The following is a 23,304-nucleotide window of genomic DNA, read 5'->3' as shown; positions in this document are numbered from 1 at the left end:
TTTACATGCCTATCAGTGCTATGCAACAAAGCCTATAATAATTACGCTTCAGCTCATCAGAAATTGCAATAATTTCTACAAAATGTGACCAACTCAATTGTTGTGACAGTGTCGCGACAATCTCTTGATCAGGAAAGAATTTAGAAAATTGCACCATACGAAATAATGACGCTCTATCAAACCCACGTCCATATTTAATCTGAAGTTCTTTTGCAAGTTGGGAGATGATTTGCTTCCCATAATCTGCGCGTTTGTGCTTTAGAATATCTTGATCAATTCTGGAGCCAATTTCCCAGTTTAACAATACTAGAGTAGAGTTGAATTGAACAGAAAGATGATTCTTTGCTCTATCTATTAAATTACTAATGTCTCCTAATAGGCTAATAGTTATATCCATGTTCATAACTTTATTTTTGGTAAGTATAGCAGATGGTTTATTTTTATCCTGAAAAAACATTACTACTACCACTTATTACTTTAGAACCACAAGATATTGAATCTCCAACTCTTCCTATACTATAGCCATTTGTAAACACTGTTTTTGACCCTTTAGTTAATGCTCTTCCTTCTGTAAAATTATCTCCTTTTCGGCAAACTGGCTTACCATTTACAAAAACATTGTTACTCCCACTAATGCAAAAATGCGGTGTTACTTCTACACAATAATCTCCTACTCGTACAACCGATTTATTCATTTAATTAAGGTTTATTCTATCTGCTTTCAGTTTTATTTCGCTCTTCGTCATCTCTATGCTCGATTCCCCAGCTTTCAGTGTTATTTTGTCTACTACTTCAATCTCTAAATGATGCTTTCCTTTATCATATGTAAACTTCGTCCCATCTTGAAATTTTATACTATTTATTTCTTTTTTATTCTCTGGTGCAGAGTATTTTTCCTGATATATTCCTCCTAATACCACTCCTAATGATAGTTCACCAAAAGGAGAAAATATCATAACCTGTTCACCGATATCTGGTGGAGACCAATCTCTATCTTTTCCTGCTTTGCTCGTTATCCATGGTAAATAATCTGTTAAAAATTCTCCTATTTTAACTCTTACTTTTGCTTTTTCATAATCTATTTCTTTTACAACTCCTATACGAACAATGTTGGCCATTTTCCTCTGTAGTTCCGAAATTGCAAAATTATTTTCTAACATTTATTTCACCGATTTCTATTTTGTGTGGCATAAATTTTCCTTCTTTCCAAATAGATCGCCCTACGTGTATTGTATGCACCCATTCAACCATCCACACTAAATATGCATCGAGCTCTGGTCTAAAGTCATCTCCTCCTCCTGATATAAATTCTCCTGGTGAAACATTTTTCACGTTCCAAGTATTTTTATTTACTACTTTCGCAACCTCAGCAGCTAATGTTCTGACAATAATAGGGGCATTTTCTATTGTGCTATCAATCACAATTCGTGCTTCAAATCTTGCTTTCAGCGCTAATTCCTCTGTTCCAGGATCTTTTCCCGATTCTAAACTCACAAGCTCTACAAATAACGCTGGCGCTAATAATTCTTTTCTTATCGATGGATAAATTTCACATGTCTGTATAGCCGGTATTTCTTCCTTTAACTTAGTACAAATTGCTTGATGTAAATCTTTCCAGAACTTTGTCATATCTTTAACATATAGTTTAGCTCATGCTTAAAGTATTTCTCAAACACTCTCTCACTCTCATAATCAACAAGATCTTTTATTATTCTTGAGCCTTCAGGTTCCAGTGGTAGCTTTACTTCTTGTATTGGCAATGCTGCTCTTCCTTCACGTTTAAACATACCGCTATTTCCTTTTGGCATAACTGCTGCAAATCCTCCTATAAACTCATGCTTTCCTACTTTCGATCCTCTTCTTGTTTTTTGTATTTTACCAATTGTCGATGCTCTAATGTCGTAGAGATTTGCTCTAATTAACACTTCTAATCTGCTTGTTTTTGCTTTAAAAATTCTTAATCTCTTTCTTATAAAACTTAATTTTATCTTCTTTTCCTCACTAATTTCTTTTGCTGTCTTCAATTTTAGCCATAGTGCTGTTCTGTTTAACGCTCTCACTATTGCTAATTCTATTTTTTTTCTTTTAGCATTTACACTTTCTATTACCTCAACTTCTATATGAATAGACATTTTACACCCCAGACGCTTTTATTTTCCACGTTATTCCAGACTTGTCTCTAAGTGGCGGTGAGTGTACTTTATATCTTCGATCACCTATAACAAAAACATCTCCTACAATTGGCTTTAACACATCAAACGCACTTACTTCTAACGCTAAAGTTTCTCCTACAAATTGTCCTTCACCAATTTCGTATAATTTATCTGGCTGTTGCTTTAATACTTGTACCATGTATGACTTATCCTTTGATTTATACAAAGCCACTTCTCCTAAATGGGCAAAACAATCTTCTAATAATCGCTTAATATTCTCTTGCATATTTCTTTTTGATATACTAACCTTTACATGCTAAGAAAGCGCATACCGGTAGAGTCGTTCTGTGCCTCACCAACTTGTTACTCTACCAGTATGTTATGCTATAGCGACTTTTACTAATACGCCAGGTCTATGGCACATTGGCAGAGGATTTGACTGTGTATGTAAATCTGTTCCTCTATCAAATCTCCTTGGCTCTTGTTTTGCATAGAGTGGCTGTCCAAGAGTATTTACTGTTTCATTAAAGTCTGCTGGTGCAAAATATGTTGTAAATGTACTTGCTGTTCCTACTGGAAAACAGTGCCCTGTATCTCTTTCTATAAATCTTCTCACCGTTCCTTCAGGATCAGTTGCTTGCCCTCTATATTCCTCAAATGTTATTCCACAGAATGTAAATCCTGACCTCATATCATTCCTTAGCGCTGCTCCTTCTTGCCATCTTTCATATGCTTCTTTCACTTTACTATGCGAAGTTAATGCATCAAAAAACTCAGGGCTTACCAAGGCATGAATTCCGGTCATATATTCACCACTTAGATTATCTTCTATATGCCGGAGTACTTCCAGACACTTACGCTTTACATCTGTTGTTGCTGTTCCTAGTGCAAAATTTACTACTTTTGGTGTTATTTCAAATTCGTTGTACAGATTTAGTAATTCTGACCCATCAGCATCTAAAATTATTCCTTTCAGCGCTCCCATACGCAAATGCTCCAACGTTATTGCATGTTTATTTCTCATTAGCTGCAAATGGTCAGTTATTACATCTGCCAGCGCTTTCAGTTCACTCTCTGATCCAAATGCCCTTATTCCTTGCACTTCTTCTGGCAGGACTACATCATCATGTGGAATATGTGGAACCGTAAATGTTCTTACCTTTCTTTTGCCACGTTTTCCTATTGTTGCTGGTGCTCCTGGAACTTGTGTTGGCAATAGACTTAAAACTCCGTTGTGTTCTTCTATGGTAATATGTCTAAATCTTACTGACCTACTTGGAAACAAATTTAAATTTTCAACTCGTCCATAATTTATCGGCAATATATTCATTGCATTTGTTAGTGCCGTCATGCTAAATGCTGTGTTTGTAAATGGATTTTGCATTTTTTATTTTCCCCCTTTTGTGTTTTTAATAGTTTTTTTAAGCTCCCTTGCGGATAATGATCCCTCGTCCTTCAAGTTGCTTTATTGCTGCAGCTTTCTGTTCTTCAGTGATATTTGCTGGCCACACAACCGCACGATCAGCTAGCATTGCAACACGAGTAATAATTACTGCTTTAGCATTTTCTGTCGCATTTACATCACTTACTATTGCACCTATTGCTGTTTGTGTACCATCTGTGGCAGTTGGATTTATTATCTTAACCATGCTATCTTTATCGAGAGCCACTACTGTACCAAGTTTAAGATTTTGTCCCTTTGCTACTGTTATCTGATCTCTTGAATATAGACTTGACACCTCATACTTTAATAGGTCACCAAGATTATTTTGTTCGCTTATACAACTCATAAAATTTCCTCATTTATTTTCCCCTTTAGTTTTACCGCCATGTTTATAATTGTTGTACGCGGCGGTTATAAAAAAACTTAAATACTTGATTGTGCTCTAGCTTTAGCTACTTGTATCATCAAATCTTCTCCTGAATTCTGTGGTATTGCACTCAGTATCTCTGTCTTCTTTGTTCTCTCTGCAAGTAATTCCATTAAAACCTCCCTTGCTTGCTCAACACTTACGCCCTGCTCAATAAATTCTCCTATCTTTTCTGGCATCTTCGATAAATTACATAAACGTATTAATTCAAGAACTTCAGTACGATACTTGGTTAAATTATCAGTTTCTAGGTCATTTGTAGTTTGTTCATTCATAGTAATACTCCTGTTTTTATTAATAGATGAAAGAATTGTAATTCCGTCTGCAAGGCCTATTTCTACTGCTTTCTCCCCAAAATATAGCCCTGCTTCCGTTGATTTGATTGCTTCTATAGAAAGATTTCGATTACGTGCTATTAGCTGGACGAACATCTCATATAAACGATCTATTTCCTCTCTCAAACTTTTTAAACCTTCAGAGTTAATAGGCTCATGTGGATTTAAATCATTCTTTCTCTTGCCTGTAAAAATAGTTGTGTATTTTATTCCACATTTTTCATCAAACCCACTTTGATCTATGTGACTTGCTATTACTCCAATACTGCCAACACCAGAAGTGCGGGTGAGAAAAATCTTCTCAGCGCTTGAAGCTATAGCATATGCAGCAGAGTATGCATCATCGTTTGTTATTGCCACAATTCTCTTTTTTGCTCTTGCACTGTAGATAAAATCAGCTAAGTCGAAAATACCGTTTACCTCTCCTCCGGGACTATCTATGTCCAGTAAAATAGTCTCTATACTACTATCTTCTAATGCTTGCTTTACTTGTACTTCTATTTGCTCATATGATGTCATCCCGAGCATTTCATCAAACGCACCCGGTTTTTTAGTTAAAATTCCATGAATTGGTATAATTGCAGTTCTTTCTACGTTACTTTTGATGGAGTGCTTTATGTTTTTAAACGTGGGATGTTTTTGATTGTTTAATGACAATAGCTCAAAACTCCTTGGTTCAAGCATTAATGGTTTTCCTAAGAGCATCATAATCCTTTACAATCAGAGTCAAATATTAAGTTGAGACTATTTGCACGCTTTTGATCTTCTGCTATTTCTTGGTCAATTTCTTCAACATCGTAACCCATTTCTGATACTACTTCCGATCGACTCTTAAATCCATTCCTTACTGCCATTTGCTGTGCTTGCTGGTCTTTCAGTGGATCCACCCAATCAAATCCCTGTGGTATCCATTTTACTTCTTCTTTCACTACTTTTTCATCTGTACTCAGTTCTCCAGAAAGTACTGCTAACTCTAGCCATCTACTCCATACTGGTCTGCAAAATTGAAATACCATAATGTTGTGTTGCAGCATAGCACATCTACGACGAAACTCTATTAATCCTGCTCGAATGGATGAATAATTAACACCTGTTAAATCTCCTGTTAGCTGTTCATATGTTATCCCTGTACCAATCGCTATTGCCCTGAGTTGCTGTCTTATAAACGCTTCATAACTTCCTCCAACATTGTAAGTTAAAAATATGATATAAAGGAGATAAGAGGGAGATAACCCTACTCACTATAGGAATAGAGTTATCACGGGCGTGTGCGACCGACCAACTGTTGGTATTATAACCGTTCGGATCAAGGTACACTAGCCCATCTCTCGATACGTTTGAATAGTTGCATGGGACATATGTATGCACCCGTTTACAATCTTAAATTAATTAAAACTAATCGAGGTTATTATGATTACATCTTATCAAAATTTTATTGGCATTGATATTGGAAAATTTAAAAATGTTGTTGCAGTTCACAAACAGAAGAACGCTGTCGAATTCGACAATGATACTGCTGGCTGGCAACAATTGTTTCAAGATTTTTCAAATATCTTACCTAATTCTTTAGTAACTCTGGAAAACACTGGAAAATATGAGCTTGGCTTAGCACATTTTCTTGTTGATAAAGATATTGCTGTACATCGAGCTAATACTCGCAAAGTAAAAAGCTTTGTTCTATCTCATGGAACTTTAGCAAAGTCTGATCAATCAGATGCAAGAGCCCTTGCTCAGTAAGGGTTTGAACGCTATAGTACTCTATCTCTATTTGCACCTATGTCAAAAGAACAAACAACCTTAGTTGCACTTTGTCAACGTCGTGATGACATTACAAAAATGAGAGCTCAAGAGAAATCTAGGCTTGCAGCACCTGAAAACGACCATATAAAAGAAAGCTGTCAGAAAACTATTGAATTCTTTAATAGCCAGATAGATGAGCTCAACAATACCATACAAAAAATTATTGATGAGAATCCAGAGTTACAAAAGCGCCAAAAAATCCTTAAAACAGTTCCAGGAATAGGTGCAAAATTATCTCAAGATTTTCTGTGTCTAATGCCAGAACTTGGTTATGTAAGTAGGGGAGAAATTGCAAGTCTTGCTGGAGTTGCACCTCATCCGAAAGAAAGTGGTAAAACTATTGGTTATCGCAGAATAAGTGGTGGCAGAAGCAACGTTCGTGAAAAGCTTTTTACAGCTGCGATGTCTGCTTCAAGGTCTAAGTCTGCGCTTGGTGCCTTCTATTCAAGGCTTGTTGGTAAAGGTAAAAAGAAGATGGTGGCTATGACAGCTCTAATGCGTAAAATCATAGTAATTTCCAATGCGAGGCTTAAAGAAGCAGTCAATGTGAATTAAAAAAATCTGCATAGAAAATAGGTTAACGAATATGTGGATAAATACGTCTACACACATTTAAAGTATTTATACACATATTCGTTAACCATAAGATCTAAGCAGTAACTGTTGTTTGATACAAAATTTTTCTATGATTAAGTTAGGGTTTTTATTGTCAAAAATGCACTTTTTACTCGAATAAAAAACAAAATTACAAACAAAAGTTGTAATGAAACTAAATTCAAAAAATTTTAAAAAACATAGTTGATTGTATGGTACGTGATGTTCTTCACACCAAGCAGACAGCACTGCAAGAAAACCACCATAGCAATGAGCTGCATCAGTTCCTAGATGTCTTCTTACTTCCTCAAAATACACTGCAGAAATGTCTTTCAAAGAATTAAGCCAATTACGAAAATTTAAGAAGCACATACCGCCTCCACTGAAACGACTACCATGAAAGCCTTTGCTTCCACTTTCAATTATTCCATCTGTTAGAATTGCCCAGCCCGTTTGCTTGCCAAGGTCGAGTGTTAGGATTGACATTTTCTTTGTGTTTGAAGCGTATAGAGGTAAACTAACCTCGTTGAAACAATGCCCTTCTATTATATATATACCGGATTTCTTACTACTTTTTCCGGGATTTTCTAAAAAAAAAGTTAAAATAATTTCAAAACTGCTCACCAGCTAAAGAATAAAGTAGATAGTTCTCTATTTTTAGAGTTTTACAGTTGCTTGTCTTTTTTACAAATAACCTATATGCTACTTGAAGTAAGGTAGAGTAGATATGATAATAAATGAAAACGAAATTTTATTATATACAACTCCAGATGGAGACGTGAGAATTGATGTTTTGTATCGAGATGAAAACATTTGGCTTACACAAAAAAGAATGGCGGAGTTGTTTGATGTTAATATTAGAACAATTAGTGAGCATTTACAGAACATATTTGCTAGTCAAGAGTTAGATAAAGATTCAGTTATCCGGATTTCCCGGAATACTGCTGAAGATGGTAAACAGTACCCTACACAATTTTATAATTTGGATAGCTATTGGTTATCGAGTTAATTCTAAAAAGGCTACATCTTTCAGAGTATGGGCTACAAAAATTTTGAGAGATTTCATCATCAAAGGATTTGCATTAGATAGCGAACGGCTAAAAAACGGCCTAAAGTTTGGCAAAGACTACTTCAATGAATTACTTGAAAAAATCAGGAGCATCCGAACGTAGGTTTTACCAGAAGATTACTGACATTTATGCTGAATGCTCTGCAGACTATGATCCAAATTCAGAAATAACAAAACAATTTTATGCAAAAGTACAGAATAAATTATATTGGGCGATTTACGGCTTGACTGCAGCAGAGCTATCGAGTTGATCATAAAAAACCACATATGGGACTAACTACTTGGAAAGATGGTCTAGGTAATAAAATTCATAAGAGTGATGTAAGTGTTGCAAAAAACTACTTGACTGAAAAAGAATTAAGTGAACTAAATCACATTGTCTCAATGTATCTAGATTATGCAGAACTTCAAGCAAGAAAGCATCGGCTAATGAAAATGCAGAATTGGGTTGAAAAGTTGGATGCATTTCTATTGTTCAATGATTATGAAGTACTTAAAGATGCTGAGTGCTGAAGTTGCAAAAGCTCTAGCTGAAGGAGAATACGAAAAGTATAGAGTTATACAAGATAAATTACATGAATCTGACTTTGATGAATTAATTAAAGCAAGTAAAGAAAGTGAGAAAATAACTACAACAAAAACCAGCTTGTAGTTGAGCTATCTGTGTTTGACATCTTGCTTTTGTTTTAATTTCAAGGGGGGTGAACCACCCTTTAGAAAGCCCTATCTGCCAATAAATAGTGAAAACATAAATCTTTGTCTCCATTATACGAGATAAAATTAGAGACGTAAATAAATAAATTTTGATCTTTGTCTCCATTTTAAGCGGTACATAAGTTTTAGATGCAGAAAAAGCTCAATAGAAAAAAATGATTCATTTCTGTAATTTTAGACACCTATGCCTAAAGAACAAACAAATCATATCCTCTTTTTCCGGAATACTCAATAAATTGGCTGAAATCTTGAACGGAATACATATTGTAATTTAATTGTTAGGACATTTATATTATAAGCAAAGCAGAAATTTAATAACTAAAGGAGAAAACCTATGTTTTAAAGCTAGCCACAACTTTTAAGCAAAAAAATACTCCCCTGATTAAAGATCGCTTATAAAACAACTCTAAACTCAACTAAAAGGTATTTTAATTAATCTTACTATCACGAAAGAAACTTACATATAAGTTTAACACGGTTTTCATGCCTTGTAAAGAAAATTTTTTAAAAAGAATTTAACGTTTCCTGTCTCAAATCCTTTTTTTTTAGAGAGCTATCTATAAGAGTTAAAAAATTAAAGAATAAATAAGAATGAAAAATATAAAATATAAATAGGGTATTATTATATACCTTATTTTTATTATTTATAATAATAGGGTTTTTCTCTAAACTAAGAAACACTCAAAATCAGCCAAGGAACAGCCTTTTATGATATTATAGTAGTTTGCTTGACTTGTAACCTTAAATTATGTTAAACTCCCCTACAGTAGCCCACTTCTCAGCTTAATGAGATTTCATTTTCCAATCTAAAATGGCTTAAACTGCCAAAAGTCTATATAATCTCGAATCTAAAGTACTTAATTCACAAATAATTATTATTAATAGTTTTACTAATATAGCATTTTTACGGCTACCTCTTATAGACGGAAAATCTCTCACCTGGGTATATTGTAAACACGTTAAGCTCTATTAAAGTTTAATAGAAAAATCGTAATAAAAAAAATTTTAGAGCAATTCATATTTCAAACCACATTTACAGTATATATCTGTTATGGAGGAGAAGAAAAGTAGTAGATAGCTTATTTGATTATGTAAGTGTCTCATAAGGAAAGTATAGTATATTTTGCAACATAATGCAGATGCAACTTATAGGTGGCCTTTTTGTTTAAAGTTAAAATGAAATTAAATTTTGTAATTTTTTTGAGGAGTGTAAGTTGAGAGCAGAGCTAAATTTTCAATACCACCATTGTCCTTTACAGAATTTGCGTTACCTGTTCATTTTTGTAATTTCAATGAAAAATTTTTAGAGCAAATCATATTTCGGACTGCATTTTTAGTCGTTAGAAAAGTAGGTCATTTAGTGGAGTATGAAAGCGGAGTTGTGCAAAATTTTTTAAAAAAGTGAACAGTTTTTAGAATTTTTGTGAACATATATAGTAAGGAAATAGTGTAAGTTTAAAGTCAGATGTTTTTATAATAAGGAGTAAACGTGTTTTGGAAAAATTTCCCTCACTTCCGGAAAGATCGATAAGGGATCCGGTATACTATAGTCAATGGTACAGAAATATAAGCATCTCTTGAGTTATGTTAATAAGTGAACTTAGTTTATGCAGTAAGCAACTGTTATAAATTTTCTAGCATATAGGTATATTTACTTATTAAAGTAAGCTTCAAAATGCAAATCATTTGGCAAACCTACCAAATAACCAGATGAACTTACAAAGAGAAATACAAGAAAATCAATACCTTAAGAGAATTTCAAATGGCAAATAAAATTTCATTTGGCAAAATTGCCAATCGGCTCCAAAGCTGCGTATATGTGGAGGTTTAACCAAAATGTTAAATGGCAAATTTCCTTATATATAATATATATTACATACTATAAATATGTAATATATCAATGTGACAAAATAGAAGCATTATGATTATTTAATAGGAAGTTGACATAGTGAGGAAAATATTGTAGAATTATATTAGAGTATTTTGTCTTAAAAGAAAGAAAACTCTAAGAGCCTTCAATCTTACCTTTACTGTAAACCTGAACTGACTTCCTTCACTTATTAATATATTTTTCAAGCTTTGCCAAGAGAACCACCTACTACATTTTTTACTTCATGATAAGAGAACAAGACCGCAACCAATACAGCCTTGCTCAAAAACCTTTCAAACACTTAACTTTAAAAGGAGCTTCAACCTATGGTACAAGATTTTTTAACTGATGTCAAAGAAAAAAATACTTTAAATTATGATTTTAACGACGCTGTCTCACATTTAGAACCATTAGAACAATTTGATGTAGAAGAAATAAAAAGACAACTATTATTAAACATCAGATCATGCCTTTCTTATTTATTTCCAAGAGGAACTTTTCATGGTGACAAATTTCAGATAGGTGATGTACAAGGTAATAAAGGCAAAAGCCTCAAAGTTGAATTAGCGTATGGCAAGGTCGGATTATGGATTGATTTTGCAACTGGGGACGGTGGTGACATTATTGATCTTTGGGCAGCTGCACATGGGAAAAACGCTAAAATAGAATTTGTTGAAGTAATTTCTTCGATAAGTGAATGGATAGGATGTAACAAGCGACCTACTAAAGAGCAAAAGAGAATAACTCAATGGGACTATCTCGATCAGGATAATCAGTTGATTGCCAGCAAATATCGTTATGATACTGCTTCAGGAAAAAGTTATCAACCATTTGATGCTAAAAAATCTACCTTTACTGCACCTGAGATCAGGCCTCTGTATAACATTCCAGGCATCACTAAATCTGATAGAGTGATATTGGTAGAAGGGGAAAAATGTGCTGAGCTACTCATAGAACAAGGGATCACTGCAACAACAGCAATGTTTGGAGCAAAAGCACCTATTGAGAAAACTGATTGGACTCCACTTAAAGGTAAACACATTATTATATGGCCAGATAACGATGATCATGGAAAAGATTATGCTCAAGAAGCCGCAAAAAAGCTTTCTGGTTTTGGAGTTGCATCACTTTCTATTCTCAAGATTCCTCAAGATAAGCCAAAATCTTGGGATGCTGCAGATAGTGTGCTAGAAGGAATGAACGTTGAAGAATTTATCCTTAACAACAAAAGCCCTTATTCTTCAAGAAAGTCAAAAAGAATTGATACTACAGTTTGGACCAATATCCCTCCAGAAAGAAAGTGGGTTATTAAGGATTGGCTCCCTGTAGGAAGTGTTACAGCTCTTTATGGTGATGGTGGTGTTGGAAAATCTCTCCTTGCTCAACAATTAATGACAGCCGCTGCTTTTGGTAAACCTTGGCTTGGAATAGATCTGGAAAAAATAAAGACATATGGTGTGTTCTGTGAAGATGATGAAGAAGAACTTTGGCGTCGGCAATGCGCAATAAATGAATTTTATCAATCAGGTATGGAATCTTCTGATTTTCAGGATAATGTTGGCTTATGGTCACGAGCAGGGCACAATAATCAACTTATGGTTTTTAATAACAAAGATACTGGTCAATTAACTACGTACTTTCAAGAGTTACTTGAGGATATTGAATCGTTTCAGCCGAAGCTTGTGATATTAGATACAGCAGCAGACCTATTTGGAGGAAATGAAAACGACCGTTCTCATGTGAGACAATTTATTCAAGGTTGTTGTGGTCGAATAGCTCAAGCAATAAAAGGAGCTGTTTTATTACTTGCCCACCCTTCTGATGCGGGAATAATACGTAAAACTGGCACAGGCGGTTCAACAGCATGGAATAATACAGTAAGGTCTCGTTGGTATTTGACTAGACCAGATAAAGCTAATGCTTCTCCTGATGAGAGAATTTTATCGCGCAAAAAATCTAACTATTCGCAGTGCAATAACGGGCAAATGACACTTTACTGGAAAAATGGGGCATTTGTACATGACAATTCAGTTTTAAATTCAGAACCAATAATCAGAGATCAATATAGTAAAAAGTTGGATTTAGAACGGATGAGAAAACATGAGGTTATCTTGAATTTAATTCGCAGTAGCGCATATCAAGGTAATATTTATACTGCTGGACAATTTGCAAAGCGTTTTGAAGGAGAAGAGGGGCTTGGCAGTGAGCGCAATATTAGAGAAAGAATAAATAATCTTGCAACTCTTGGACAGATTAAATTCTTTCGTAATGCTGCAGGATATGGGACCAATTCTAAATATGGATTTCTTTGTGTGCAGGATATGGAATTTAAAGTTTCAGTAGGAGATAAAGTAGAGCACAAGTTAATAAAGCCAACACATTACTATCTACAAGCAAATGGTGCGGTCTTGCCTATTAAAGATTTAGATGTTTTGTGGTAATTTTTCAAAAAGTTTCTGAAAATAGCAATTACTTTTATTCAAATTTTCAGGATGTTGAGAGCATTTAAGAGGGGCAAGTGAGTTTTCTAAAAAACCTTCATACAAAATTTTCTTTACAATGAATAAAAATGACGATAAAATTATGTGCAAGTTTATTTTATACTAATAGAATTAGTATAAGTACATTTTATTCAAATTTTAAAGGGCATTACAGACGCTAAAGAGATACAATCGATTGGGTTGGACACACTCGCTTTAGAACTTAATTACAGGCTTTTTGGTGAATTAAGCAGTAGTTACCTTATTTCAAACAGAGTGGTCTAAGAGGTTTCATCAATAAAAACCATACTTGAAAGTAGCACACACTCAATTATAACTATGGGGCGTCTCTTTCTAAAATTTTACTTAAGAATTACTACAGATGCTAATTTAACGAATTTTGTCTGTTCGATGGTAGTTATTTTCCTCTAGAAAATCAAAGTGGACTTTACATCTTACTAATTATAAATTAACTTACTACCTAATCAATTCCTGAATTATGTATGAGTAAAATTTTGATAATATTAGCAGCAGGAAAGAGCAGTAGAATGAATTCTGAATATCCAAAAGCGTTGCACCAAGTGGGAAATCTTACTCTTTTAGAACATATAATTTCTAATGCAAAATCGCTGAGTCTAAAAAGCTTATCAATTGTTGTTAACAACTCCCTTCTAAAAGATTTAGAAAACTTTGATACTCTAAAAAGTATAATCGATCAATACAATATAAAACTAATAATTCAAGAAGATATTACAGGCACTGGCACTGCAGTTAAAATTGCTCTAGAAAATCTGGAGGAGTTATCTGATCAAGACATAGTTTTAATACAGTATGGAGACACTCCTTTTATATCTAGCGATACAGTTATGAAAATGACTGATTGTTTAAAGTATAATAATTTAGTTCTTCTTGGATTCAATAGTCAAGATGAACAATATGGAAGATTAGTAATTGATAATGGCTTTGTTGCATAGCACTGATAGGCATGTAAATCACAGTGAATTTACGCAGCTAATTTAAATTCAGCCATACCTATATCAGTAAATTTGTTCAATAAGTAGCACTTAATTAACAGCTCTTTTTCACGATTTACCTCTGATTTATTTTTCAAGCCAAACCCAAATATTTGCTTCAACCTATAGAAAAAGACTTCAATATAAGACCGTGCTCCATACTTAACTTTTTTCTTCCATTCATTAATACCATCTTCATAATTCTCATATGACCTAATTCTACTAATATACTTGTTTCTTTCTGATAAGTAGTCAGCTAAACAAATTTTAGTATCCTTCCTAGGGCGAATAATAGGCACAATATTGTATTTTCTGCATTCTTTATACACACTTTTTATATCATAAGCCGCATCTGCTCGAATAGAACAAATGTTATATTTATCACTGACTTCTTCTAACATATCGCAGACCGGCAAATAGTCTACAGCAACACCACTAGTGTAGTTCATGCTTATTGCTTTCTTATCATTTATGTTTAAAACAACATGTAATTTTCTTACTTGACCATAACCACTGTATTTTCTTTTTCGAATATTAAGCTTACTATGCCCACCGTTATTATTGTAGATACTAACTCTAGTGCTATCTACGGCAATTTCAACATTTTCCAGATCATCTTTATTGCTTCTATGGTCATCAATCTTCAAATTAAGCTTTTTAAATCTTCTGGAAGCTTGTGTATAGCTGATAATCTTAAGTTTTTTGCCTATTTGTACCATATAACCTTTTACAAAACCTACAGCTTGTCTCAAGCCAATTCTAAAAAGATGAACTATTATGTGTATTAAAATTACAACTTTATCACTATAAGTGTTATTGCCACCTGCAACTTTTGGACTATTTTCATACCAATTTTCTATGGCTTGATTAACAAAATGAAAAACATTTCCTCTTTTTTTGAGAAACTCGTTATATTCTCTTTGGTTACTTACTCTCATTTTTTGTGGCATAAGTTGTACTTGTTTGAAAAATGCCTATTTTACAACAAAATTCGTTAGTAGCCATATATTAAAAAGCTTTTCTTCTTACAATAACCTCAACCAACACTAGCTATGCAACAAAGCCATCCTGGACCAGCTTTGAGAAATTCCTTACCTATTCTATGGTCCATTCCCATACTGTTAGCTAAAAGGTCAATGTCTGCTCCTAATAGCTCACATAAACCTGCCATCTCATTGATAAAAGCAACCTTTGTTGCTAGAAAAGCATTAGAAGCATATTTAATCATTTCAGCAGTAACTGTATCAGTGACTATTAACGGAATATTCTTATCTATAAATGATCTATATATAACTTCTAGTTTTGCCCTAGCTAGCTTAGTTTTTACTCCTATTATTATCCTATCTGGGTATAAAAAATCTGATACTGCAGAGCCTTGCTTGAGAAACTCTGGATGGCTTTGTTGCATAGCTAGTGTTGGTTGAGGTTATTGTAAGAAGAAAAGCTTTTTAATATATGGCTACTAACGAATTTTGTTGTAAAATAGGCATTTTTCAAACAAGTACAACTTATGCCACAAAAAATGAGAGTAAGTAACCAAAGAGAATATAACGAGTTTCTCAAAAAAAGAGGAAATGTTTTTCATTTTGTTAATCAAGCCATAGAAAATTGGTATGAAAATAGTCCAAAAGTTGCAGGTGGCAATAACACTTATAGTGATAAAGTTGTAATTTTAATACACATAATAGTTCATCTTTTTAGAATTGGCTTGAGACAAGCTGTAGGTTTTGTAAAAGGTTATATGGTACAAATAGGCAAAAAACTTAAGATTATCAGCTATACACAAGCTTCCAGAAGATTTAAAAAGCTTAATTTGAAGATTGATGACCATAGAAGCAATAAAGATGATCTGGAAAATGTTGAAATTGCCGTAGATAGCACTAGAGTTAGTATCTACAATAATAACGGTGGGCATAGTAAGCTTAATATTCGAAAAAGAAAATACAGTGGTTATGGTCAAGTAAGAAAATTACATGTTGTTTTAAACATAAATGATAAGAAAGCAATAAGCATGAACTACACTAGTGGTGTTGCTGTAGACTATTTGCCGGTCTGCGATATGTTAGAAGAAGTCAGTGATAAATATAACATTTGTTCTATTCGAGCAGATGCGGCTTATGATATGAAAAGTGTGTATAAAGAATGCAGAAAATACAATATTGTGCCTATTATTCGCCCTAGGAAGGATACTAAAATTTGTTTAGCTGACTACTTATCAGAAAGAAACAAGTATATTAGTAGAATTAGGTCATATGAGAATTATGAAGATGGTATTAATGAATGGAAGAAAAAAGTTAAGTATGGAGCACGGTCTTATATTGAAGTCTTTTTCTATAGGTTGAAGCAAATATTTGGGTTTGGCTTGAAAAATAAATCAGAGGTAAATCGTGAAAAAGAGCTGTTAATTAAGTGCTACTTATTGAACAAATTTACTGATATAGGTATGGCTGAATTTAAATTAGCTGCGTAAATTCACTGTGATTTACATGCCTATCAGTGCTATGCAACAAAGCCACTCTGGATTAACTCCTAAATCAAAGTTATAGCCCTTATTAGATAAATAATTATGTATATTTTCTGCAGTACCAGGAGGAACAGTTGACTTTATCACTATTAAGCAATCTTGATTAACTCTCTCAGAAACTTCACTTACTGCATTATATACATTCTTTAAATTTGCATTTCCTAGGGAGTCTGATGGAGTATCTACAGTTATAAATACTACTTCTGTATTGGGATTTATTTGAAAATACGAATCGAAAAATCTTATCCTTTGTGACTTTATATTATTCTCTAAATAATCTGCTAATCCAGGTTCATATAGAGGAATTTTCCCTGATTTCAAAAGTTCAATCTTCTCAGTATTTATGTCAATGCAATCAACTTTATGGCCCTGCTCAGATAACATTGTACCAGATACTAATCCTACATACCCTACTCCTATAATAGTTATGTGCATTTTATTATCACCTTAAAAATATAGCTTAGCATCTAAAATAAATACCATTAACAATTATAAACTTTTGTTGTTACATTATTTTTCTTAATTGCCTTACCTTCCGAATAAGCTATAAATAAGGTTGATGGTATTAATATCAAAGTACCATATAAAGCACTTTTATCAGGTAATTCATTAAATATAACGTATGTTACTATTGCAGAAATTATTAGCTCTATGTATCTATACGGTGCAAGTGCAGTAGCATCAGTAAGAGCAAAAGCTTTTAACATGAAGAACAGAATTAGGTTTGAACTTATTCCTAAAATCAGCAGTAATACTAACTCCAACAAGGAAGGCATATGCCAATAAAATAACAAAGGTGGAGTAGAAAAAATAGTTGTCGTTAGAGCTGAATAAAATAACATACTTATTACTGACTCTTTTATTACAAGTTTCTTATTAAGTATGTCTAATATAGCAAAGATTAATGCAGATACAATAAAAATAAGAATTTTAGGATTAAAATCTTCACTATGAGCTTTGGTAGTAATAGCAATACCAACAAAGCCAATAACAGTTACTATCCATCTTTGCCAAATTATATTTTCGTTTAGCAAAGGGATTGCAAGAAGTATAACAAATAATGGTATAGAAAAACTTATAATCGTTGCAGTTACTATGGGGAAAACAGTCAACCCGTAAGTCCATAAGGTCATTCCACAAAACAACAACCCACCCCTGGTTATTTGAGTAGATATTTGACTTGTTTTAAAAGTTTCTATTCCATAGTAAAACATAAAAGGTACAAGGGTAATAGTGGTAAACAGAAAGCGGAAAAAAATTATTTCAAAACTCTGAAGATGTAAACTTAGATATTTTGATATAGTATCATTAGCTACACTACTAAGTAAGCTAAGTATAAACCAGATAACCCCAAACAAATAAGCTCTCAATCTGTAATCCATAAAGCTTCTGATTTAATAGATACGATGTACTCATATAATTTTACTACAAAACTAATAATATAAAAGTTTTCTGATGTACGTCCCCAGAATGTGATCGTAAGGGTTCATTATAAATAATTCGGGAAATTTCGTCTCTTTAGACATATTAAGAGCTATGTAACGAACGTTTATATTTGTGAGTAATAGTAAGGCTCAAGTAAGGAAAATGCTAGTGAGGTAAAGTAGAATAACGTTGATTTGATAATTTAAGCTCATTCCCTCTTGCTACATCTCTCTTTAAATATCTCCTCTTTTGCAGCAGGTCTATAGAATTATACAGAGTATTTTATCTTCCAATACAGGCAATCTTGACGTTCTTCCATGGCATTTCTTCTGTTCTTGAACTTTTTCCCACTCTGGGCGCACTTTTTCTACAATCTTTTCGAATTCTTCTATTTTCAAACCTGTTACATCTCGAAAATTTCTCGGATGTTCTTTTAGATTATGGTAGTTTAAGCTCATCTTCCCTCTCTATTCTCTTGCTATACCTCCCTATTTTATAACCATTCCTACTCTTTTGCAGCAGGTTTAAAGAAATACTAAAAGCAAAAGATACGCTTGCGTAGTTCGAAAGCTTTCTATAGGATAAGTCTCACCTGATTTACAAATAGAATTGTTATGTTAGATGTTTGCTATTTATTCTTAAGCTCATTTTAACAGCATTTTGCTTTTTTTAGTATGTAGGGGTTTTCTAGGAATTATCCTATTGAATTCTATGATATTATTTTTTGTAACATTGTTATACATATCATGGCAAGGGAGTTGGCAAAATGTGTCAAGGAGTTTTCTATTGGCTAAGGTTGTGACAATAAAGTTAAGCACTGCCAAAAACTATGGAAGAAGTCATTATAATTTGTATTATATCTTTATAAAATGGTTCGCATAAGTTATCTAGAAGTGCAACTAAACAAATACAAAAATCAAAGTGTTGCGGTTTTCGGCCTTGGTAAAACTGGTTTGTCCGTTATTAATGCTCTAACAAAAAGCAGTGCAAAAATATATGCATGGGATGATAATAAAGAGCAAATAGCAAATGCAAAAAAGATATATAAAGAGTGTAACTTTACTCATCCCAATGAGTATAATTGGCATGAGATAAGCACACTAATTTTGAGCCCTGGAGTGCCAATACCAACGCATTGGGTAGTAAAACTTGCAAGAAGCTTTGACTGCAAAATAAAATCAGACATTGAGCTATTTCTTGAAACTAAAACTACAAATCAGAAGGTTATAGGCATTACAGGAACAAATGGCAAATCAACCACCACGTCACTAATAGGGCACATATTAAAATCCACAGGGAAAAAAGTAGCTATTGGCGGGAATTTAGGTGTGCCTATTTTGGATTTAGAAAGAGATGCAGAAATTTATGTAATTGAATTCTCCTCTTTTCAATTGGAGCTAATAAATAAAATTAATGTAGACATTTCTGTATTGCTAAACATCACACCAGACCACATAGATAGACATGGAAGTATGAATAACTACATAGCAACTAAATTAAAACTGATAAACAGTAGCAAGATTGCCGTGATAGGATGTGATAACAAAATTACCGCTGATGTATTCAATAAATTCACTGGGAACAAAATTCCAATTTCAGTAACATATTCCCTGGTGTCATTCCAGCGCGTGACCAGAAAAGAAAAACCATTGCCAACTACCCAGATGACAGAGGGTAGTGCAAGAGATCTAATATCATTGGCAGATAACAATTTGCTTGATTATAGTGAACAGATTACTGGTATAGATCGAAATTATCTGGATCCCAGTGTCAGCTACTTGGATGACAAAAGGAGTGCTGAGATTCAGGAGATCTCGCTAAAACTAGAGAATCACAACTTATCAATGAGTGATATGAAAGTAAACCTAGTATCCAATGTAGAAAATATAGTAGCTGCACACGCTGTGTGCAAGTTACTTGGAGTAGATAGCAGCACTATTGTCAATGAAATCAAATCCTTTCCAGGGCTAAGACACAGAAATGAATTTCTTGGCAAAATACATAATGTACTTTTTATCAACGATAGCAAAGCAACCAATGCAGAATCGACCGAAAAGGCAATTTTATCTTATAAAAACATATACTGGATTGTTGGCGGAAAAAGCAAAAAAGGCGGAATAGAATCATTAAGCAAGCATTTCACCAAGATTAGAAAAGCTTTTCTTATTGGAGAATCAACTGAAGTTTTTGCAAACATTATGGAGAACAAAATAGATTATATGAAGTGCTATAATCTAGAAAACGCATTTAAACTGGCTTTTGAAGAGGCCATAAATAGCAAAGAAGAAGTAGCGATATTACTTTCTCCTGCATGTTCTTCTTTTGATCAGTGGAAAAATTTTGAAGAGCGCGGTGAAGCATTTTGCAGAATGTTTGAAAATCTCAGGTATAATTATATGTGATGTTTAGTATAATATTGTATGGAACAAAAGTTAATAGTAGATGAGCTGATTAAGGTTGTTCCATTTGAAGGAATAAGTGATGCAACCTTATTGAAAGTGTGCACGAACCTTAACCTAGCCAATAGTTTTTGTAAATTTCAAAATGGAATATATAGTGCTTTGGAGTACATAGCAGAGGACTTAAATAGCTCAATGGAAACTGAACTTTGGAATTCCAATTTAGAAGATATGAAGGTAAGAGAGCGGATAAAGTTAGCTGTCCAAATACGCCTTTCAAACTATGCTAAGTTACAAAATTACAGAGAGTTTTTAAAAAATGTTTTATCATTCTCTATATTACCCCAAAATACATATTTTTCTAGTAAACTCTTGTACAGAACTGTTAGCGCGATTTGGTATGGCATTCATGATCAATCAACAGATTTTAACTACTATACAAAAAGAGCAATATTAGCTGGAGTGTACTTAAGTACGATACTTTTTTTTATCAATGATTATTCAGAAGATTTTGCAGATACCCTGTCGTTTCTTGACAAACGTATCAACAATGTCATGACATTTCAAAAGTTTAAAACCCGTTTGAATAGAATGGTAAGAAACTTCTTATAGCCTCTTTACTTATACGAGTTACTCGTATTTATACCTAAAGCTGCCTTGATTTTTATGTTAAGATAATTGACATCCACTAACAGTGAGCTTAACAAAGAACTTGATTGAAAGCAATACATTAGAAAGTAGTTTTGCTGGAAACTTGAAGTAGACAGAATTGATACACATAAAGCTGATCCATGTACAAAAGTATCTGTTCAGATACACGACTAATGCTGTGTGATCCATAGAGGTTATTACAATAAGAATGTAAGATCAAATAGAAATTTGGATTTGCAGTAGTTTATAGACCTTATTACAATTGCAAAGGATAAATTCTAGGGTTAAACTACGTCTGAGTTGGATAAAACTATACAAAGAGTTGGGTCATGCAGGAAAGGTATGTCAGCATTATGGTATTTCACGTTTTACCTTACGTAAATGGTACAAACGTTATGAAGAGTTAGGTGAAAAAGGATTAGTAGATCTCAGTAGTAAGCCTAAAACTTCACCTTTGCAAAAGATCAATGAATCAGATGAGCAGCTTATTCTTCATCTAAGACAAACTAGAAAGCTAGGGGCAAGGCGTATTCAAACCGAGTTAAGACGTCTATATGATTTATCCTTGTCATTGGCTACTATACACAAAATTTTCAAAAAACATGATGTAAGTCTTCTGCATGTTAAACGTCATTATCGCAAACAGGTCAAGCGTTATAACTGTAAAGTACCTGGAGAGTGTGTGCAGATGGATGTGTGCAAAATATCGTCAGGGCTTTATTCAGGAAATTGTGGACTTTAATATATCGGATTTAGTAACTTCAATAAATTGTGATATCTCTCTTACAGATTCATTCAAACTTAATTAAGTGGGAGTATTGTTAATGCGAAAAGGGTTTAATTAAAATGGTATGGCGTGTGAGGAAGACATACATCAATTGGTAGAAAGTGGATTTGATATTAACTCAAAAGATGTAAGCGGAGTCACTCTCTTGCATAAGTTTACAAAAGAAGGCGATTTAGTTGGAGTAAAATCATTATTAGAGCACGAAGCTGACTTTAATGTTGTGGACAATGAAAATAGAAATCCACTGCATTATGCTATTATGCATGGACACAAAAAAATTGCTAAACTTCTTGTTAATCAATTGACAATTAATTCTAGAGATAAAAATGGATTTACTCCACTTCACCTTGCTACACTACAAGATGACACAGAATTAATGGATTTTTTAATAACAAAAGGCGCAAAAATTAATGAAAAAGATGCTGAGGAAGGCTATACTCCTCTTCACATAGCTTCATTATACGGTTCTAAAAAGAGCGTCCAGATTTTAATTGATAGCGGAGCAAATCTTGAATGTGAAGATAACAACTTTCGTACTCCTTTATTTTTGACCATTTATCAATGTACTACACATTATGAAAGTAGAGCAGAGATTATAGAATATCTGATAAAGAAAGGTGCAAACATAGAAGCAAAAGATGCAGAAAATAATACTACGCTTTTTCTAGCAGCATATAACAACAAAATGCAACTGGTAAAGCTTATTGTAAAGCAAGCAAAAGCTAAGTTAAAAGAGTTTATTTGCACAAAAAATAAACATGGTTTTGATGCACTGGATTGCGCTATTAAGCATAATAATAGGCAAATGGTAACATTTCTTGTTTCAAAGGGAATAGAAGCAGATGACCAAGATTGTAGCGGTAACACCAGGTTACATAAAGCTAGCTATAATGGTGATACTAAAGCAGTTAAGTTCTTATTGGAGCTTAAGGTAAACGTTAATGCCGTCACTAGATGCAACAGAACTCCTCTGCTACTTGCAGCTAAAAAAGGCCATGTAGAAATTGTAAGAATGTTGTTAGCAGTAAAAGCCAATATGAATATTTGTGATCAACAAGGTTTTACACCTCTGCATCTTACTATTCAAAAGGATTATTTTGATATAGCTCAGCTATTAATAGAAAAAGGGGCAATTAATTGTAGTAATGATTATACTGCAATAGATATGTTTATTGACAAGGCTCATAGCAAAAAAAATATTGAAGAAAATTACAAAAAATTTTGTAGGTTTTTGATGCTTTACTTGAAAGAGCTACATAGTAAACACAAAGCCTTTTGTGTACTTTCAATCCTAGCTCTAAGCTTAACAATTATAGGTTTACCATTTATTTTCAAGCCTATTATTAAATATAGAGAAAGAAGTAAAATATATAAAAAAATTAGGGCTATGCTGATTTATATTTAAGTATAACAGGAGAACTAAGCTAATATATGACAATTATCTGCTCGATAAAAATGGAATTAAATGTATCCGTTTAGCAGAGTGGCAAAATAAAATAGACAAAACCATAAAAATAAATGGTGTCATGCAATTTGAGCTTCGGCATAGATCCCACATAAATTTTTTGGTACATATTTTTTCAACATTAATTTCGTATTCCATTCAAAGAATATTAATA

At 33.3% G+C, this 23,304-nt stretch carries 22 protein-coding genes and 3 pseudogenes; 9 read left to right on the top strand and 16 right to left on the bottom strand.

Translation table 11 applies throughout. The features are described 5' to 3' along the window. Position 1 precedes the first annotated feature (1 nt). The 10 genes and pseudogenes from AAGE00_RS02150 to AAGE00_RS02105 form a co-directional block, all read right to left on the bottom strand. Positions 2-457 carry a DUF1016 N-terminal domain-containing protein gene (locus AAGE00_RS02150; RefSeq protein WP_341815312.1) on the bottom strand — a complete coding sequence of 152 codons (456 nt, stop codon included), beginning with the start codon at positions 455-457 and terminating at the stop codon, positions 2-4. Then, positions 441-695: a PAAR domain-containing protein gene (locus tag AAGE00_RS02145; RefSeq protein ID WP_264375275.1), complete on the bottom strand. Its 255-nt coding sequence runs from the start codon at positions 693-695 to the stop codon at positions 441-443. The genes AAGE00_RS02150 and AAGE00_RS02145 overlap by 17 nt, the downstream gene beginning before the upstream one ends. Next, positions 696-1,160, bottom strand: a complete 465-nt coding sequence (locus AAGE00_RS02140) for a phage baseplate assembly protein V (protein ID WP_264375274.1) — start codon at positions 1,158-1,160, stop codon at positions 696-698. It abuts the gene before it with no gap. Then, positions 1,147-1,629, bottom strand: a complete 483-nt coding sequence (locus AAGE00_RS02135) for a hypothetical protein (RefSeq protein WP_264376267.1) — start codon at positions 1,627-1,629, stop codon at positions 1,147-1,149. Before AAGE00_RS02135 ends, AAGE00_RS02140 begins: the two co-directional genes overlap by 14 nt. Further along, the gene (locus AAGE00_RS02130; protein ID WP_264376268.1) at positions 1,626-2,132 is read right to left on the bottom strand and encodes a phage tail protein; all 507 of its coding nucleotides are present in this window, start codon (positions 2,130-2,132) and stop codon (positions 1,626-1,628) included. Before AAGE00_RS02130 ends, AAGE00_RS02135 begins: the two co-directional genes overlap by 4 nt. 1 nt (position 2,133) lies before the next feature. After that, positions 2,134-2,439 (bottom strand): hypothetical protein, encoded by a 306-nt coding sequence (locus tag AAGE00_RS02125; RefSeq protein ID WP_264685714.1) that lies wholly within the window; start codon positions 2,437-2,439, stop codon positions 2,134-2,136. 93 nt (positions 2,440-2,532) lie between these two features. Then, positions 2,533-3,537 carry a major capsid protein gene (locus AAGE00_RS02120; protein ID WP_264376269.1) on the bottom strand — a complete coding sequence of 335 codons (1,005 nt, stop codon included), beginning with the start codon at positions 3,535-3,537 and terminating at the stop codon, positions 2,533-2,535. A gap of 37 nt (positions 3,538-3,574) precedes the next feature. Continuing rightward, positions 3,575-3,943, bottom strand: a complete 369-nt coding sequence (locus tag AAGE00_RS02115; protein WP_264376270.1) for a head decoration protein — start codon at positions 3,941-3,943, stop codon at positions 3,575-3,577. Between the two features lie 77 nt (positions 3,944-4,020). Then, entirely contained in the window at positions 4,021-5,064 is a 1,044-nt protein-coding gene (locus AAGE00_RS02110; protein WP_264376332.1) for a S49 family peptidase, read from the bottom strand. Further along, positions 5,064-5,549, bottom strand: a pseudogene (locus tag AAGE00_RS02105) (phage portal protein); the annotation flags it as partial. The pseudogene AAGE00_RS02105 and the gene AAGE00_RS02110, both read right to left, overlap by 1 nt. Before the next feature lie 220 nt (positions 5,550-5,769). Between AAGE00_RS02105 and AAGE00_RS02100 the strand changes: the two are divergent. Further along, positions 5,770-6,714, top strand: a pseudogene (locus AAGE00_RS02100) (IS110 family transposase). Between the two features lie 81 nt (positions 6,715-6,795). Here AAGE00_RS02100 and AAGE00_RS02095 read toward each other — a convergent pair. Then, entirely contained in the window at positions 6,796-7,239 is a 444-nt protein-coding gene (locus AAGE00_RS02095) for a hypothetical protein (protein WP_341815311.1), read from the bottom strand. A 241-nt stretch (positions 7,240-7,480) separates the two neighbouring features. Here AAGE00_RS02095 and AAGE00_RS07925 point away from each other — a divergent pair. From AAGE00_RS07925 to AAGE00_RS02060, 3 genes and pseudogenes are all read left to right on the top strand, one after another. After that, a pseudogene (locus AAGE00_RS07925) lies at positions 7,481-8,474 on the top strand (virulence RhuM family protein). A gap of 2,258 nt (positions 8,475-10,732) precedes the next feature. After that, positions 10,733-12,847, top strand: coding sequence for an AAA family ATPase (locus tag AAGE00_RS02065; protein ID WP_264685377.1), 2,115 nt, complete (start codon positions 10,733-10,735; stop codon positions 12,845-12,847). Positions 12,848-13,389: 542 nt separating this feature from the next. Further along, complete coding sequence (locus AAGE00_RS02060) at positions 13,390-13,860, top strand: NTP transferase domain-containing protein (RefSeq protein ID WP_341815310.1); 471 nt, start codon at positions 13,390-13,392, stop codon at positions 13,858-13,860. Between the two features lie 29 nt (positions 13,861-13,889). Here the strand turns inward: AAGE00_RS02060 and AAGE00_RS02055 are convergent, their stop codons facing one another. Next, positions 13,890-14,849, bottom strand: coding sequence for an IS5 family transposase (locus AAGE00_RS02055; protein ID WP_341815149.1), 960 nt, complete (start codon positions 14,847-14,849; stop codon positions 13,890-13,892). 86 nt (positions 14,850-14,935) lie between these two features. Further along, positions 14,936-15,307, bottom strand: a complete 372-nt coding sequence (locus AAGE00_RS02050; RefSeq protein ID WP_341815309.1) for a hypothetical protein — start codon at positions 15,305-15,307, stop codon at positions 14,936-14,938. Between the two features lie 102 nt (positions 15,308-15,409). Between AAGE00_RS02050 and AAGE00_RS02045 the strand changes: the two genes are divergently transcribed. Next, complete coding sequence (locus AAGE00_RS02045) at positions 15,410-16,369, top strand: IS5 family transposase (RefSeq protein WP_341815243.1); 960 nt, start codon at positions 15,410-15,412, stop codon at positions 16,367-16,369. 12 nt (positions 16,370-16,381) lie between these two features. On the opposite strand, the gene AAGE00_RS02040 is transcribed toward AAGE00_RS02045, so the two are convergent. The 3 genes from AAGE00_RS02040 to AAGE00_RS02030 form a co-directional block, all read right to left on the bottom strand. Beyond that, complete coding sequence (locus AAGE00_RS02040; RefSeq protein ID WP_341815308.1) at positions 16,382-16,858, bottom strand: NAD(P)-binding domain-containing protein; 477 nt, start codon at positions 16,856-16,858, stop codon at positions 16,382-16,384. Positions 16,859-16,905: 47 nt separating this feature from the next. Then, positions 16,906-17,805, bottom strand: a complete 900-nt coding sequence (locus tag AAGE00_RS02035; RefSeq protein WP_214303431.1) for a DMT family transporter — start codon at positions 17,803-17,805, stop codon at positions 16,906-16,908. A gap of 303 nt (positions 17,806-18,108) precedes the next feature. Further along, on the bottom strand, positions 18,109-18,306 hold the full coding sequence (locus AAGE00_RS02030; protein WP_063630617.1) for a hypothetical protein: 198 nt from the start codon (positions 18,304-18,306) through the stop codon (positions 18,109-18,111). A gap of 411 nt (positions 18,307-18,717) precedes the next feature. On the opposite strand from AAGE00_RS02030, the gene AAGE00_RS02025 reads away from it, so the two are divergent. From AAGE00_RS02025 to AAGE00_RS02010, 4 genes are all read left to right on the top strand, one after another. Then, the gene (locus tag AAGE00_RS02025; RefSeq protein ID WP_052264644.1) at positions 18,718-20,250 is read left to right on the top strand and encodes a Mur ligase family protein; all 1,533 of its coding nucleotides are present in this window, start codon (positions 18,718-18,720) and stop codon (positions 20,248-20,250) included. Positions 20,251-20,268: 18 nt separating this feature from the next. Then, positions 20,269-20,859: a COQ9 family protein gene (locus AAGE00_RS02020; RefSeq protein WP_052264643.1), complete on the top strand. Its 591-nt coding sequence runs from the start codon at positions 20,269-20,271 to the stop codon at positions 20,857-20,859. Between the two features lie 301 nt (positions 20,860-21,160). After that, positions 21,161-21,640, top strand: a complete 480-nt coding sequence (locus tag AAGE00_RS02015) for a helix-turn-helix domain-containing protein (RefSeq protein ID WP_250147192.1) — start codon at positions 21,161-21,163, stop codon at positions 21,638-21,640. Positions 21,641-21,749: 109 nt separating this feature from the next. After that, positions 21,750-23,090, top strand: coding sequence for an ankyrin repeat domain-containing protein (locus AAGE00_RS02010; protein ID WP_010406927.1), 1,341 nt, complete (start codon positions 21,750-21,752; stop codon positions 23,088-23,090). Positions 23,091-23,304: the final 214 nt, after the last annotated feature.

The organism is Wolbachia endosymbiont (group B) of Aricia artaxerxes (assembly GCF_964026975.1).
Classification (GTDB): Bacteria; Pseudomonadota; Alphaproteobacteria; order Rickettsiales; family Anaplasmataceae; genus Wolbachia.
The sequence above is the reverse complement of the archived record's forward strand: the minus strand, read 5'-3'. Positions and strand labels throughout refer to the sequence as shown.

Coding starts and splice junctions, on each gene's coding strand:
- AAGE00_RS02025 (WP_052264644.1), top strand. CDS start 18,718: ATGGTTCGCATAAGTTATCTAGAAGTGCAACTAAACAAATACAAAAAT.
- AAGE00_RS02045 (WP_341815243.1), top strand. CDS start 15,410: ATGCCACAAAAAATGAGAGTAAGTAACCAAAGAGAATATAACGAGTTT.
- AAGE00_RS02040 (WP_341815308.1), bottom strand. CDS start 16,858: ATGCACATAACTATTATAGGAGTAGGGTATGTAGGATTAGTATCTGGT.
- AAGE00_RS02135 (WP_264376267.1), bottom strand. CDS start 1,629: ATGACAAAGTTCTGGAAAGATTTACATCAAGCAATTTGTACTAAGTTA.
- AAGE00_RS02130 (WP_264376268.1), bottom strand. CDS start 2,132: ATGTCTATTCATATAGAAGTTGAGGTAATAGAAAGTGTAAATGCTAAA.
- AAGE00_RS02115 (WP_264376270.1), bottom strand. CDS start 3,943: ATGAGTTGTATAAGCGAACAAAATAATCTTGGTGACCTATTAAAGTAT.
- AAGE00_RS02110 (WP_264376332.1), bottom strand. CDS start 5,064: ATGCTCTTAGGAAAACCATTAATGCTTGAACCAAGGAGTTTTGAGCTA.
- AAGE00_RS02030 (WP_063630617.1), bottom strand. CDS start 18,306: ATGAGCTTAAACTACCATAATCTAAAAGAACATCCGAGAAATTTTCGA.
- AAGE00_RS02035 (WP_214303431.1), bottom strand. CDS start 17,805: ATGGATTACAGATTGAGAGCTTATTTGTTTGGGGTTATCTGGTTTATA.
- AAGE00_RS02145 (WP_264375275.1), bottom strand. CDS start 695: ATGAATAAATCGGTTGTACGAGTAGGAGATTATTGTGTAGAAGTAACA.
- AAGE00_RS02150 (WP_341815312.1), bottom strand. CDS start 457: ATGTTTTTTCAGGATAAAAATAAACCATCTGCTATACTTACCAAAAAT.
- AAGE00_RS02095 (WP_341815311.1), bottom strand. CDS start 7,239: ATGTCAATCCTAACACTCGACCTTGGCAAGCAAACGGGCTGGGCAATT.
- AAGE00_RS02050 (WP_341815309.1), bottom strand. CDS start 15,307: ATGCAACAAAGCCATCCAGAGTTTCTCAAGCAAGGCTCTGCAGTATCA.
- AAGE00_RS02010 (WP_010406927.1), top strand. CDS start 21,750: ATGGCGTGTGAGGAAGACATACATCAATTGGTAGAAAGTGGATTTGAT.
- AAGE00_RS02065 (WP_264685377.1), top strand. CDS start 10,733: ATGGTACAAGATTTTTTAACTGATGTCAAAGAAAAAAATACTTTAAAT.
- AAGE00_RS02140 (WP_264375274.1), bottom strand. CDS start 1,160: ATGTTAGAAAATAATTTTGCAATTTCGGAACTACAGAGGAAAATGGCC.
- AAGE00_RS02055 (WP_341815149.1), bottom strand. CDS start 14,849: ATGCCACAAAAAATGAGAGTAAGTAACCAAAGAGAATATAACGAGTTT.
- AAGE00_RS02125 (WP_264685714.1), bottom strand. CDS start 2,439: ATGCAAGAGAATATTAAGCGATTATTAGAAGATTGTTTTGCCCATTTA.
- AAGE00_RS02060 (WP_341815310.1), top strand. CDS start 13,390: ATGAGTAAAATTTTGATAATATTAGCAGCAGGAAAGAGCAGTAGAATG.
- AAGE00_RS02020 (WP_052264643.1), top strand. CDS start 20,269: ATGGAACAAAAGTTAATAGTAGATGAGCTGATTAAGGTTGTTCCATTT.
- AAGE00_RS02120 (WP_264376269.1), bottom strand. CDS start 3,537: ATGCAAAATCCATTTACAAACACAGCATTTAGCATGACGGCACTAACA.